The sequence below is a fragment of the Halorubrum sp. SP3 genome (genome assembly GCF_005435195.1).
Taxonomy (GTDB): domain Archaea; phylum Halobacteriota; class Halobacteria; order Halobacteriales; family Haloferacaceae; genus Halorubrum; species Halorubrum sodomense.
In genome coordinates this window covers 1-12,480 of the sequence record NZ_SGTU01000028.1, presented here as the reverse complement: position 1 = coordinate 12,480, position 12,480 = coordinate 1, and the positions used below count along the sequence as shown (strand labels likewise).

The following is a 12,480-nucleotide window of genomic DNA, read 5'->3' as shown; positions in this document are numbered from 1 at the left end:
CGGCCGCGGCGTCGAAGCTCTCCTCGCTCGTCCCGATCAGCGTGATCTTCTTGAAAACCATTGATGTATTCACCGTGTTCTTATCCAGCGCACGGTTACGCGCACCGGATACAAAGAGGTCAGTCCCCGGTTGAATATATTTTCCCCCGGCGAGGATCGCTTAGGTGAACAGGGTTCACAGGGGTTCACCCTACTTTGTTTGTATATATGACTCTCTTCTTTCTCTCTCACTATTCTCCTAAGTTGAGGAAATGCTGTGAACCCTGTGAACACCGGCACTAATTGAGGGTAAACGCCACGGTGGCGCTATCCTTAACCAACATTGAAGATTCGGAACCCACCGGCGTTGGTTAAGATTAACCGAAACAAACCTCCCAAATCACTAAGTGTATTGATAGAAATACGGGAGTATGTCGAACGGTGTGCCTTCTGCCGACGGCGTAACCCTACTTGAGGGTGAAGAGGTGCTTCATAATATCCGACCGTCATGGTCAAATTGGGCCGGGTGGATCATTGGGTCAATCTTCCTCATGTTCATTGGAATTGGTTTTATTACCATTTTTGTCCCGATACTGGCCCGGTATAATTCCAGATACGTTGTTACAACCGAACGGGTGATTCAAAAGACGGGGATACTGGGTTCATCAACCAACGAATATCGGATTGAGGATATTCGCCAACTCCAAACAGGAGCCTCTTGGAGTGAGAAACTAATCGGTCATGGAAACATCCAGTTTTCATCGGGAACCGGCGCGTCGCTTGTTACCTTCGCTGGTGTTCCTAATTACGATGAAATAGCCAACACGATCCGGGAGCAACAGCGTAACTAATTGCTATCGTTCGGAGTATTTCCCAACCCCTCAAGGTCTAACTCCGGGTGATAGTATATCTCGCCCGTCTCTTGTCGTCGCTTCAGGTTGCGCTCCTCATCAACGGATTCCCATTCCCACGCAAGAAGTCCAGCCAACGTCACCGTTGGATATTCGTCCGCCGGGTCCGTGTCTAACTCTTCCAGTCGCTGTTCAATCTCGCGTTTACTCTTCCGTGTCATTGTCGGGTCGTAGCTGTTCGGCCCATGCCTCCCGAACCAACCGTTCGGGCGGGTCCGGATACTCGTCAGAAAAATGCTGTTCAATCACGTCGATACCATCAACCAAGTCGCCGTCGTCCAACTCCTCGATTCTTGATTCAATCTCGCGCTTACTTTTTCGGGGCATTTGTGTTTTCCTCAAGTTGCTCAAGCCGTTCGGATAGCTCCTCTAAGTCGCGGTCGTTCTGGATTTGCCGATGAACGTTAGCCGCGTATGCTAACGCCCGAATCCATTTGATCCGCACTTTCTCATTCTCGGCGTCGTATACCCGTCCCTCTTTGACTTTCCTGTGCGCTTCCCGGATTCCATCTTCCAGTAAGTCTTGAATCTCGCCACGGTTCGGGAGGTCATCATTCGCGTCCGCGCTCGCGCGTTGGCTCTCACTCATGGCCAACCACCGGGGGTTTCATCCTCAATTCGGGCGGGAGCGGGGTTCTTATGGCTATACATCGGGTTCGGGAACGTAATTGGTAGTTGCTTAGTCACGGTTTCATCACCGTTGGAATCCCGGCCAAAAGCCGCCACCGGGGTACTGAAAAAATGGGCCTGCGGCCCTGATTCTACACAATGAACAGATCCCTCGCCTTCCGGGTCATCGGGAGCGCCGCGATTAGAGCCGGTCAGTCCACGATACGTCGAGGTCGTCGACCGCCTCCTCAAAACTCTCTGTGCCGACAAGTGCCGCCACGTCGGTTTTCAGGGAGTCGGGGGAGTCTTGTAGCGTTTCCATGTCCTCAATAATCGCACGCGCCTTCTCGCGCCGCTCGCGGCGATTGAGGGCTTCCCATTCGTCGCTAAGGTCGTTGTTAGTCGTCATTGAGTTGGATCGCCTCGTGTTCGGTGAGATAGTCGCAAAAGTCGGTTTGAATCCCAACGGACGGGAGCGCTCGAAGGTATGCCGCTTCGGATTCATAGCCTCGCTCTTTGAGGTCATGGTACATTTTGCTCGCCTTCATACGCGGCCCGTTGTTTGCCGCGCCTTCTTTCGGGTCGAACCCTTCGGCCGGGTCCAGACTCATACTCTCAAAGTCGCGGTGATACGACTCGGCAAATCTCATACACACATCGGTATCACCAAACTCAAAGCGGGCCTTCTGCGCCGCTTCCACCTCGCCCGTCGTCGGGGCGTCACCAGCAAAGTCCATCGCGTTACTTCCCCGCACTAATGCCTGTGCGCTATCTGGACGGGTCACTTCAATTTCTCCACCGCGCCCGTCGTCATCGGACACAACTTCATGCCGCTCGCCAGTAACGGGATCTTCAATGGTGCCGCCGGAAATCGTGGTTTCAATTCGATACGTCTTGTCGCTCTCGCTGTAGTTCGTACTCATGGTTAGATCTAACCAGATTCTCCAAGTGCCTCGCCCCTCGCCGGGTCATCGGCCGATTACCTAACAGCCTTCGCGGGCTTCCTGACAGATTACGCCGACCAACGCCGGGAGGTCGACAATCTGGATTAGACCGATCGTCAGAACAGCAATCGTTCCGTTTGCCTGACCGGCGAAGGCTAATATCGCTACCAAGATGACCGCCAACGTGTTCCGGTCAACAATGTCGGATAGTGTGGCGTTCATCGGTATTCTCCTAACCCCGTTCCGGTGGATTCCCCATTGTCGTCAGTTGCGTCCGATTCTGGACGGGGCGCGTCGTCGGTCAACTCAAGACCAACATAACACCGGGTCCGGCTTCCATCAACGGTCCGCTGTCGTTGAGTCACCTCGCCGCGTTTGGTAAGCTCGGCTGTGAATTTCTGTAGGGATTCACGCTCTAAGCCATTGTTTCGAGCAAACCGAAGGTATGAGTCGTATGCCCCCACGGTTCCACCGCTGGTGGTCCGCTTCGGCACATGGCCGCCGTCGTCATCGGTACATCGTTCAATGAATTGCTCGATACTGTTCCCATATCGCTCCCACTTTTGCCGATTCTCGAAGGGATAAGGTTCGTTGGTGAATTGCCCCTGTTCCATCAATCGGGCGTAACCGTCTATTGCCCAGTTGAGAATCCCCGGAAGCTCGGCTTTCAGTTTGTCCGTCAGCTGTGGGTCTTGTTCCTCGCGGGGGACACTCTCCGGAAAGAACACGGTGAGCCACCGATTCCAAAACCCATCGTCATCAACGTCGCGGGTCGGCGCACGGTTGGCCGCGAAGATATGCTTTGTCGTGGGTGAAAACTTGAACACCGGCTTCCGTTTCCGCTCGGCGTCCAAGGCGTCACCAGCGATTATCTCTTTGACTTTCCCCGTGTTCTCAATGGTTGAGTTATCCAGATCGTTCCGGATATTGATTGCCGTGTTCACCAGTCGCGCCGGTCCCCAACGCTCATTTGCCAGATACTGGATTGAGGTGCTTGAGGTGCTAACGCTGTCGTCACCTCCGAAGAGCGCTCGAACCACGTCTAAGAACACGCTCTTCCCGGCGTCAGTTGGCCCAAACAGGATAAGGGACTTCTTCCGCGGTAAGTCCCAATGACGTAGGCAAAACCCGATGTACTCCTGTAGGAGCGGGATTGATTCGGGTTCAACTACGTCACCAAGGAACGCCTTCCAACGCGGGCAATCCGCTTCAGGGTCATATTCAGTATCCAGCCGCCACCGAACACGATCGTCCGGCTGAATCGGCCGACAGTCGCGCGTCTCCAAGTCCAGAAGCCCGCTCTTGGTGGCAATGGTTCCGGGCGGCCCGCCACCAAACGCCGCCTCATCGGCTTGTGTGCGGGCTTTCAGTTGGTCTAATACTTCCGTCCGCAACCGACTCCGGTAGTGGTCCCCAAATTCGGAATCTAACCAGCGACGGACAAACTCATCACCGTGGCTATGCCAAATGCCGGACGTATCGCACCAGTACCATTCTTCGCGTTTGGAGAGCCACGCGATCCGTTCGTCGGGAATCTCTCGAAGCGCGACGTTCTTCAACTCCTGAAGCGAGAGGTCGGCATACGGATCGCGGTCGCGTTCTCTTACGGTCCAGTCGCTCGCGTTCTTGAGGAAACTATCTCCTCCCGCTACCTCATTGACCGCGATTGTTTCGGCTGTGGTTAGTCGGTCTGGATTCTCGAAGCGTTCCACAAGCTCGGCGGCGTCGTACTCTTCGGTCGGCTGGACTTTGACGACTTGTCCGCCGTCATCAAACCACGTTGAATCAATCGCTTCCTCGAAGGGTGTTTGGCGGGCTTGACCGCCGGGGTCAACGACCGACGATCCACCTCCCGGCGGCGTCCAACCGCCTTCTTTCGCTTTATGGATTAGTGTGCCAAGAGTGACGCCCGCGCCTTCCGAAGCGTCCGACCAAATCCAGTCAATTGAACGCTCGGCTTTGTCATCGTATTTCGCGCCACGCTTCGACCACTTCTTGAACAGTCGCTTCCCCGTACTCCCGTCATCAAAGTCGTGAACAGCAAAGCCGACTTTGATCCATTCCTCGTGCGGGAGGTCGGGATCAACGTGGGAAAGTGCCTCTTCAATGTCGTCGTCAGTAAGGTACTCCTCGCGGCCGCCGGCGCGGCTGGATTGCGCTACCGTTTCCAACGACGGGGCGCGATCGTGAATCTCTTGGTAGGCATTGAACAGCCACGGCGCGGGATTCACGTCATCAATTGAATCCGGATTGCCGTCTACCTTATCGCCGGTGACAATACAGAATTTGTTCTGTAGGAGATCAACGCCTTCATGTTCTCCAAGTTGGCCGTCAGTCCACCAGTCGGGGATTTTGTCTCCCTCAACGGGGATATGTAAGCCCGTTCCGGAGGTCGATTGCTCGATATACGTCGCCTCGAAACGGCTCAAGTCAGGCACCCAACTCTTGAGGCTCCCGTCATCCGCGATTCCGCCGTCAATGTCAATACAGGCATACCGACCGGCTTCATAGCCGTCGTTTCCGGCGGCCATGACGTAACCGATTCCCCAACTCTCTCGGGCTTGTGCGGCGTCTCTCGCCGCCTCAAAGGTATGCCACGTCTCCGGGTCGGACCAACTAATGTTGAAGTCCCCCTTCCAATGCGGGCGCTTCGGCGTCTCTCCAGAAGCGTCCCACATGAGCCATTGATCGCGCTCTTTCAACGCCTCCGGAACAGATTCATACGGGTCCGTTGAATCCGCCGGCGGCGATTCCGCTCGGCTCATTTTGCTACCTCCTCGCGGACTCGACGCTCACACACACTACACCGAAAGTCCGTCAATTCATCCGGAGTTGCTACAAGAGTCGGTCGGCCGCAATGGGGACAATTGAATCCAGCGTAACGACTTTCAGCCTCTGGTTCGTTAATTGACTTAGACGGGGTTCCACAACCGTCTTTCATCTCTCTCCGGCTCACTCTTCCGTCACCTCCAAAAGAGCCGAAGCCAAGTCGGCCGCTGGTAGGTCAGTCTGTGAAAGCTCTTCGAGGTCGTCGCGATGTTTGTTAATCTTTCCAGTCGTCGTCTCTTTGCTAAGACTCATTAATATAGCAATTAAATCCGCTCTCACAGGGGTCGCTCCCTGTATAGTTTCCGAACGCCCGGAATCGGTGGGTAGGTGTAGGCAACCGTGTGCCACCGCCGGGCGTCTCTCTCCAATACTTATTCTTGAGCAACTAACCGCCCCACTACCTGATTAAATGATTCACCCGGCTCCTCTTTCAGACTATTCAGCTTCTGCCAATTTTCGGTCGTAATCGTGATCGTCGTTCGGTTTGACATATTTGTGGAAAGGACTGTTTGACAATCGATTCATACACCGGCCGGACTTCCACCAACACAGCGGGCCAGTCGCCTGTAACAGCATGAAGCCCGTCTCCCCGACCGTGGGAAGGGTCCACCTTCGCGGTATTACTCCCCAAGGCCGGTTACAAACCCTGCCGCTCCGATTACTGGTTACGGTAACGACAGCGGCACAGCACTTTCGTCCCGGCCGTATCGGCCGGTAAGCTGTGGGTGACTCCAATGTGAGAAAACCAAGCTCTCCCGCCACCGATTGCGGGGTCACCAAACTTGGCCCATACAGGATATTGCCTCCCTCCTGTCGGGGTGGGCGAACACGTTGACTTCCTGCTTTTGACGGACAGGAACCAGCCTGTCCGTTATTAACCGAAGAAGGGATGGGCAATCTACCGCTGTATTGTGACGCGTGTTCCTATTAGTGGTATTCGGGCCATGGTCTTAAGTACGTTACGGTCAAATAACAGTAGAAAAAACAGATACAGCCTACTCTTCAGATAGTTTCTCAAGAAGCGCGGCTTTCACGTCGGGGTCGTCTAACAATTCGTCCAGCGTATCGATTTTGTCCATCGTTTCGTCGTCGTCTGGATCCACCTCTTTGTAGGAGTCTTTCACGTCGGAGTCCAGCGTATCTTGTGCGCTCTTCGCGTCAGGAGTGAACACGGTTCCGCAATTCGGACACGCTTTTGCCGCCGGTGGAAGCGGCTCGCGGCACACACTACAATGGTCGGGCGTCATCGGGGACTCTTCCTCTTCTTCTCGAAGCCCAAACGCTTCCTCCGCCTTCTGGATATAGTCGGAATCCGAAAGGTGAGCATAGGTCGTAGTCATTACGTCCGACTCCGGCTTGTGCCGAATAAGTCGCTTAATCACGTCGTCATCAAGGTCGTAATCCCGCTTACACATGGTGACAAAGTTGTGCCGCATTGCGTGCGCATGGGTCGGCTTCTGTTTGATTCCCGGCTCCTCTTTGGCCGCCTTTTCGGCCGCTTCCCGAAGCACGCGATTCATCGTGTCGTCGCTAATGGTCGTACTCGGGTCGCGGGTGAGACTATCACGGCGTTCACAAATGAGGAAGGCATCGCCGTTCTCCGGTTCCGGGTGGTGATTCAACCAGTCGCGGACGCTTCCCACGGCACCAAGAAGCGGGTTCCACGTTCCGATCAACTCGGCTCCCTTCAACCCGTCCGCCGAGTCGTTCAGCCGATACTTGGCGTCGTCTAACTTGATGTCCTTAATCCGGAGCGTTCTGATTCCCGTGTTTCGCTGGCCGGTATACAGGCATAGGTCAACAATTGCCTGATCGCGCGGGTGTTCTGGTGCGTTCCGGATTGCGTGAAACTCCTCGCGCGTCAGCATATCTTCGGGATCCACAATCGTACTTTGTTTGTCGAAGGTAGCAATCCCGTCCGGGTCGGCGTCACTATCGATATGCCGGAGGAATTTCTTGAGACAATTCTGACGCGACCGGATCGTGTTCTTCGACAAGGATTTGGTGACGGACACGGCGTCACCGTCATACATCCGCTGTGCCACTTCATTCAGCTCCCGTTCCGTGGCGTCCAGTAGTGATCCATCAAGGTCGCGGGAAAACGCGGTGAGAGAAATAATCCATTGCCGGAGGGTCGTTGGGGCGCGCGTCGTTCCCCAACGATTCGCGTCACTATCGGCGTCGTTCGGAGTCGTCACCGCGTTCTCCTCATCATACCCGTCGCACCATTCGAGAATCGCCTCGCCGTCTTGGCGATTCACCTCGCCCGATTCCATCAATTCGCGCAAATGCTCCCGGTTACGCTCGTATTGCTCCCGCTTCGTTTGAGCCATACCCGCCTATTCCCGTGCGATTGGTAAGAATACACCGCATATATTCAGGCTAAACTTCTTGAAGACCATGTCATGTGTCGGTAGGGAACACGGGGGGATAAAAATACGCGTCGGGGGACGGCGGAGACGGAGGGAGTCGCCGCCCGGCTACGGACTGCCGGGCGCGCCTTCCATCACGGCGAAGTCCTCGCCGTCGCGGTCGATGCCAATCACCGCCCAGTCGTAGGGGGGTTTCGCGGCGACGAGCCGCTCCTGGAGGTCGGCCGCGCGGTCGCGCCACGTGACGAAACACCGGAGTCTCGGCGTGTCGCCGCCGTCTGCGAGATACGGGTCGAGATCGTCGTTGTCCAGACACAGCACCGTCACGAACACGCGCCGCCACTTGCGCTCGGCGACGAACTCTCGTCCGCCGTCGGAGACGGTGTATCCCAGTTCGCGGAAGACGTCTCTGGCCTCGGTCGTCGGGGGGATGCTCGCAGTGGCCATCTACCTCGGAGTTCGTCACCATCCGTGATAAACTTTCTCACGATTACGGGCGCGGAGAATCAGACGGGTCGCCGGGAACAGCCGGGAGAACCGCGGACGCGGCTCGTCGTCGGAGACCGTTCACCGGGCGGGAACCCACACCGCGAGCTCACTCGTGGGCCGCGTCCCACTCGTCCGGCTTCCGGAGGTTGCCGCACTCGGTACACTGGATCCGGCCCATCGTGTCCATCGCGGTGTCGAACGACTCGCAGTTGCCGCAGCGGAACCCCCAGCGGGACTCGCCCGCCTCGTCCGCGAACACGAGGTAGAAGGGGCCGTCCGCGCCGCGCTCGGTGCGCGACCGGTCGGTGTACACCCGCTCGCCGCTCGGCGTCGTCGACGCTTCTAGACTCATGGCTCCCGCTACCCGTCGGAGCGACTTAAGCGGCGGACTCGCACGTCGGTAGAAAACCCGAGAATCGAACCGCGACTCGCTACGTCCGGAACGACTCGCCGCAGCCGCACTCCGAGACGACGTTCGGGTTCTCCACCTCGAAGCCGGCGGCCTGGAGCCCGTGTTCGTAGTCGAGCGTGCTCCCGCCGATGTAGTTCCTGCTCGCGGGATCGACGAACACCCGGAGCCCGTGGTGCTCCACGACGAGATCGTCGTCCTCCGGCTCGGTGTCGAAGCGCATCCCGTACGACAGCCCCGCACAGCCGCCCTGCTGGACGAACAGCCGCAGTCCGGCGACGTCGGTGTCGAGCCCCTCGCCTTCCAGCAGCGAGAGCGCCTCCTCGGCGGCGTCCGGAGTCACCTCGATCGCCGGGTCGTTCCCCTCGGTCCCGGTGTCGGCCGGTTCGGTACTCATGCGAACCCGTTCGGTGCCGACACTCAAAACCCTGCCGACCGGGTCGATCCGATCGGGCGGGTCGGCCCCTCACTCGAACCGCTTCCGCACGCTCTCGGCGTGCGCCTCCAGCCCCTCGGCCTCCGCGAGCGACGTGATCGTCTCCGAGAGGTCGTCGAGGGCGTCGCGGTCGAGCCGCTGGACCGTCGACGACCGGAGGAACGTGTCGACGGAGAGCCCGCCGTACCGCTTCGCGCCGCCGTTCGTCGGCAGCACGTGGTTCGTTCCGGCCGCGTAGTCACCGGCGGCTACCGGGGAGTACGGACCGAGGAACACCGATCCGGCGTTCGTGATCCGGTCGAGGAGGGCCTCGTCGTCGTCGGCGGCGATCGAGAGGTGCTCGGCCGCGTACTCCTCGGCGAACAGCACCGCCTCGGGCATCGAACGCGCGTGGAGGACGCCGGAGGCGTCGCTGTCGAGGGCGGCCCGGATCGTCTCCTCGCGCTCGCGCTCGGCGGCCTGGTCGTCGACCGCCGCGGCGACCGCCGCGGCGAGGTCGGCGTCGGGGGTGACCGCGACCACGGATGCGTTCGGGTCGTGTTCGGCCTGCGCGACCAGATCCGCCGCGACGAGGTCCGGGTCGGCGGTCCCGTCCGCGAGGACGAGGACCTCGCTCGGGCCGGCGAGGAAGTCGATCTCCACGTCGCCCTGGACGATCGACTTGGCCGCGGTGACCCACTTGTTGCCCGGGCCGACCACCTTCTGGACCCGCGTCACCGTCTCCGTCCCGTACGCGAGCGCGGCGATGGCCTGCGCGCCGCCGACCTGATACACCGCGTCGGCGCCCGCCTCGTGGATCGCCGCGAGCGTGACGGGGTTGAGCTCCTCCGCGGGCGGGGTCGCGACCGCGACGTGGTCGACGCCGGCGACGACCGCGGGAATAACGCCCATCAGCGCGCTGGAGGGGTACGCGGCCGACCCGCCCGGCACGTACACCCCGACGCGGTCGATGGGGCGGAAGCGGCGACCCAGCTCTCGGCCGTCGAAGTCGTCGCGCCAGTCCTCGGGGCGCTGGCGCTCGTGGAACTCGCGGACGTTCGCGGCCGCCTCCCGAACGGCGTCGAGGACCGGGTCGTCCGCGTCGGCCAGTTCGTCGTGCGCCCGTTCCGCCGCGTCCGTCACGTCGACGTTGCCGACGGCGACCCCGTCGAACTCCTCCGCGAACTCGCGGACCGCGACGTCGCCCTCCTCGCGGACCCGCTCGACGATGCCTCGCACGTCCTCGCGGACCCCCTCGACGCCGGCGTCGCGCTCGAAGAAGGCGCGACGCTCGGCCGGCGAGAGGTCGGCAACCGTTCGTACGTCCATGCGCGCCCTCGGGCGCGGCGGGGCAAGGGCGTTCCGACTCGGTCGGAACGCCCCGAACCGGTCGGCGCGTTCACTCCAGCGGACTGATCCCGGTTACGTCGAGGAGCGCGAGGACAACGAGCGCGGCGAGCAGGCCGGCCGCCGCGACCAGGACGGGGGCCGACACGGCGACCGCGACCCCGTAGGGCGCCACGAGCCGGGCGACTCCGCGGAGGAGAAACGAGAGGAACACGAGTCCGAAGGCGGCGAACGCGAGAGCGACGAACCGGGAGCGATCCACGCGGACCGCCTAGTCCGTCTGCGGGACGCCCGTGCCGTGGGGACCGTGGCCGTGGCGCTCGCGGCTGGGGTCGAAGTCGGTACACATGTCGTAAAACACCGCCTCCGGATCGCGGTTCCACTGCCACTTCCAGCGGGTACGAACGAGCAGCGACAGCTTCCGGGCGAGCGACAGCTCCGGCGTGGCCGAGACGGTGTCGTAGCCGCGGTTCCGGATGAGGCGGTGGTGGTCGACGTACAGCACCGCCGCGAGCAGCACCGCGAGCTGGCAGTCCTCGGGGAGGTACTTGATCCCCGCCACGCCCTCCTCGTAGAGGCGCTCGGTGCGGGCCATCTCCTCGCGGACCGCGGCCGCGACGCTCTCGTCGAACTCCAGATCGAGGATCTGCTGTTCGCTCACGCCGTGGCGCCGCAGCGTCTCCAGCGGGAGGTAGATCCGGTCGCGCTCGACGGCGTCCTCGCGGACGTCCCGGAGGAAGTTCGTCATCTGGAACGCCTCGCCGAGCTTCGTCGCGTGGGGGAGCGCCTCGGCCTCCGCCTCCGGGTCGAGATCCATGATCGCCGTCATCATCCGCCCGACGGCGGCCGCGGAGCCGTCCATGTACGCCTCCAGGTCGGCGTACGTCTCGTAGCGGTCGGTGTCGATATCGCTCTCCATGGCGTCCACGAACGAGTGGACGTCCTCGTCGGGGATGCCGCTGCGCTCGCACACCTCGGCGAACGCCTCCAACACCGGGTCGTCGGTCGGCTCCTCGCCGAGCGCGGCCGCCCGGAGCCGGTCGAGTTCGGCCCGCTGTTCGGCTGGCGATCCGGTGTCTTCGGCGTCGACGACCTCGTCCGCGATCCGGAAGAATCCGTACAGCACGTACGTCGGGTGGCGGATCCGCTTCGGCAGTAGCCGGGTGGCGACGTGGAACGTCTTCCCGGTGCGGCGCTGGATCCGCTTGCTCCGGGCAACCTGGTTTTGCTCTACCATGCTGACCTCGGTGGGTCGGCGTGGAGGGTCACATACGGGTCGCCCATCATGGAAGAAAAATCGGCCTCCAAGAACATAACAGTTCGCACGACTCAGTTTGGCTCTCGGTCGAGCGCGGAGATTCCGACGGCCGGTGGGGCGTGCGGAGCGGTCGTCCGATCAGTAGAACGTGTCGCTACAGTCGTACACGACGCCGTGCGCCGGGCAGACGTACTTACAGTGTCGACGGTACATCGGCGTCTCACAGGCCGGACAGGGGCGGCCGCCGTCGTCCGCGGCTCCGTCTCTCACGTCGGACCCCACGGGCTCGAAAGCCAAAGTCCTATCCTCCGCCACCCACGGTCCGTTCACCGCCACCCACAGCCCGTCCACCGCCACCCCAGCGGGAAACCTGACCAGTCAGTCGTTCCGGGCGGTTCGACGACCGCTCAGTCGTCGCTCGCCAGTCGGTCGAACACCGACCGGGCGACCGACTCCTCGCCGAACGGGAGCGTCAACACGCCGCCCCACTCGGACGAGGTGAGCCCGTCGACCGTCTCCCGGTCGAGTTCGACGCGCCTGACCTCGGTCCCGTCGAGCGTCATCGACACCACGAACGCCGCCGGGTCGTCGGTCGCGCCGGCGGCTTCGAGGCGGCTCCGGAACGATTCGACGCCCGCGTCGGAGAGCGCGACCTGGACGAGGTACTCGTCGCCCTCGACGAAGACGCCCTTGACGCGGCCGAGGTCGCTCGCGTCGAACAGCCGCGTGTCGGTGCCGTCGTCGCCGGTGATCCGGGCCACGAACGGCGCGTCGGGGTCGACGGCGGCCGCGGAGGGACCGGAGCCGCTCGCGCCGGCAGCGCCGTCGCCGGGCGCGGCCGTGCCGCCGCCCGCCGGTCCCGGACCGTACCGCCGACGATGAGCGAAGACCCCCTGACGGCCGCGGTCGGGGAGCGGG

At 61.0% G+C, this 12,480-nt stretch carries 15 protein-coding genes; 1 reads left to right on the top strand and 14 read right to left on the bottom strand.

The genetic code is table 11. The features are described from left to right. Positions 1–410: 410 nt before the first annotated feature. The gene (locus EXE42_RS14640; RefSeq protein WP_137695028.1) at positions 411–830 is read left to right on the top strand and encodes a PH domain-containing protein; all 420 of its coding nucleotides are present in this window, start codon (positions 411–413) and stop codon (positions 828–830) included. Between the two features lie 370 nt (positions 831–1,200). Here EXE42_RS14640 and EXE42_RS14635 read toward each other — a convergent pair whose 3' ends face one another. The 14 genes from EXE42_RS14635 to EXE42_RS14575 all read right to left on the bottom strand — a co-directional run. Next, positions 1,201–1,479, bottom strand: coding sequence for a hypothetical protein (locus EXE42_RS14635; RefSeq protein ID WP_137694935.1), 279 nt, complete (start codon positions 1,477–1,479; stop codon positions 1,201–1,203). A gap of 222 nt (positions 1,480–1,701) precedes the next feature. Continuing rightward, a complete protein-coding gene (locus EXE42_RS14630; protein WP_137694934.1) occupies positions 1,702–1,908 on the bottom strand; it encodes a hypothetical protein in 207 nt (68 codons plus the stop codon). After that, a complete protein-coding gene (locus EXE42_RS14625; protein WP_137706811.1) occupies positions 1,898–2,422 on the bottom strand; it encodes a hypothetical protein in 525 nt (174 codons plus the stop codon). Before EXE42_RS14625 ends, EXE42_RS14630 begins: the two co-directional genes overlap by 11 nt. Positions 2,423–2,482: 60 nt before the next feature. After that, positions 2,483–2,665: a hypothetical protein gene (locus EXE42_RS14620; RefSeq protein WP_137706810.1), complete on the bottom strand. Its 183-nt coding sequence runs from the start codon at positions 2,663–2,665 to the stop codon at positions 2,483–2,485. Then, entirely contained in the window at positions 2,662–5,208 is a 2,547-nt protein-coding gene (locus tag EXE42_RS14615; protein WP_137706809.1) for a phage/plasmid primase, P4 family, read from the bottom strand. Before EXE42_RS14615 ends, EXE42_RS14620 begins: the two co-directional genes overlap by 4 nt. 1,059 nt (positions 5,209–6,267) lie before the next feature. Then, positions 6,268–7,605: a tyrosine-type recombinase/integrase gene (locus EXE42_RS14610; RefSeq protein ID WP_137706808.1), complete on the bottom strand. Its 1,338-nt coding sequence runs from the start codon at positions 7,603–7,605 to the stop codon at positions 6,268–6,270. A gap of 147 nt (positions 7,606–7,752) precedes the next feature. Further along, positions 7,753–8,091: a hypothetical protein gene (locus EXE42_RS14605; RefSeq protein WP_137694669.1), complete on the bottom strand. Its 339-nt coding sequence runs from the start codon at positions 8,089–8,091 to the stop codon at positions 7,753–7,755. A gap of 148 nt (positions 8,092–8,239) precedes the next feature. Then, positions 8,240–8,485 (bottom strand): DUF5816 domain-containing protein, encoded by a 246-nt coding sequence (locus EXE42_RS14600; RefSeq protein ID WP_092919825.1) that lies wholly within the window; start codon positions 8,483–8,485, stop codon positions 8,240–8,242. A gap of 79 nt (positions 8,486–8,564) precedes the next feature. Beyond that, complete coding sequence (locus tag EXE42_RS14595; protein WP_092919823.1) at positions 8,565–8,939, bottom strand: iron-sulfur cluster assembly accessory protein; 375 nt, start codon at positions 8,937–8,939, stop codon at positions 8,565–8,567. Between the two features lie 69 nt (positions 8,940–9,008). Further along, positions 9,009–10,286 (bottom strand): histidinol dehydrogenase, encoded by a 1,278-nt coding sequence (hisD, locus tag EXE42_RS14590; RefSeq protein ID WP_092919821.1) that lies wholly within the window; start codon positions 10,284–10,286, stop codon positions 9,009–9,011. Between the two features lie 70 nt (positions 10,287–10,356). After that, on the bottom strand, positions 10,357–10,566 hold the full coding sequence (locus tag EXE42_RS14585; RefSeq protein WP_092919819.1) for a hypothetical protein: 210 nt from the start codon (positions 10,564–10,566) through the stop codon (positions 10,357–10,359). 9 nt (positions 10,567–10,575) lie between these two features. Next, positions 10,576–11,541, bottom strand: a complete 966-nt coding sequence (locus tag EXE42_RS14580; protein WP_137693912.1) for a phytoene/squalene synthase family protein — start codon at positions 11,539–11,541, stop codon at positions 10,576–10,578. Positions 11,542–11,700: 159 nt separating this feature from the next. Continuing rightward, entirely contained in the window at positions 11,701–11,832 is a 132-nt protein-coding gene (locus tag EXE42_RS20640; protein WP_255510258.1) for an HVO_2523 family zinc finger protein, read from the bottom strand. Positions 11,833–11,969: 137 nt separating this feature from the next. After that, the coding region (locus EXE42_RS14575) for a hypothetical protein (RefSeq protein WP_241988394.1) at positions 11,970–12,480 on the bottom strand (511 nt) is incomplete at its 5' end.

Bases quoted from the DNA above. Each gene is read 5' to 3' on its own strand.
- EXE42_RS14610 (WP_137706808.1), bottom strand. From the start codon at position 7,605: ATGGCTCAAACGAAGCGGGAGCAATACGAGCGTAACCGGGAGCATTTG.
- EXE42_RS14605 (WP_137694669.1), bottom strand. From the start codon at position 8,091: ATGGCCACTGCGAGCATCCCCCCGACGACCGAGGCCAGAGACGTCTTC.
- EXE42_RS14580 (WP_137693912.1), bottom strand. From the start codon at position 11,541: ATGGTAGAGCAAAACCAGGTTGCCCGGAGCAAGCGGATCCAGCGCCGC.
- EXE42_RS14600 (WP_092919825.1), bottom strand. From the start codon at position 8,485: ATGAGTCTAGAAGCGTCGACGACGCCGAGCGGCGAGCGGGTGTACACC.
- EXE42_RS14635 (WP_137694935.1), bottom strand. From the start codon at position 1,479: ATGAGTGAGAGCCAACGCGCGAGCGCGGACGCGAATGATGACCTCCCG.
- hisD (WP_092919821.1), bottom strand. From the start codon at position 10,286: ATGGACGTACGAACGGTTGCCGACCTCTCGCCGGCCGAGCGTCGCGCC.
- EXE42_RS14630 (WP_137694934.1), bottom strand. From the start codon at position 1,908: ATGACGACTAACAACGACCTTAGCGACGAATGGGAAGCCCTCAATCGC.
- EXE42_RS14620 (WP_137706810.1), bottom strand. From the start codon at position 2,665: ATGAACGCCACACTATCCGACATTGTTGACCGGAACACGTTGGCGGTC.
- EXE42_RS14625 (WP_137706811.1), bottom strand. From the start codon at position 2,422: ATGAGTACGAACTACAGCGAGAGCGACAAGACGTATCGAATTGAAACC.
- EXE42_RS14595 (WP_092919823.1), bottom strand. From the start codon at position 8,939: ATGAGTACCGAACCGGCCGACACCGGGACCGAGGGGAACGACCCGGCG.
- EXE42_RS14640 (WP_137695028.1), top strand. From the start codon at position 411: ATGTCGAACGGTGTGCCTTCTGCCGACGGCGTAACCCTACTTGAGGGT.
- EXE42_RS14615 (WP_137706809.1), bottom strand. From the start codon at position 5,208: ATGAGCCGAGCGGAATCGCCGCCGGCGGATTCAACGGACCCGTATGAA.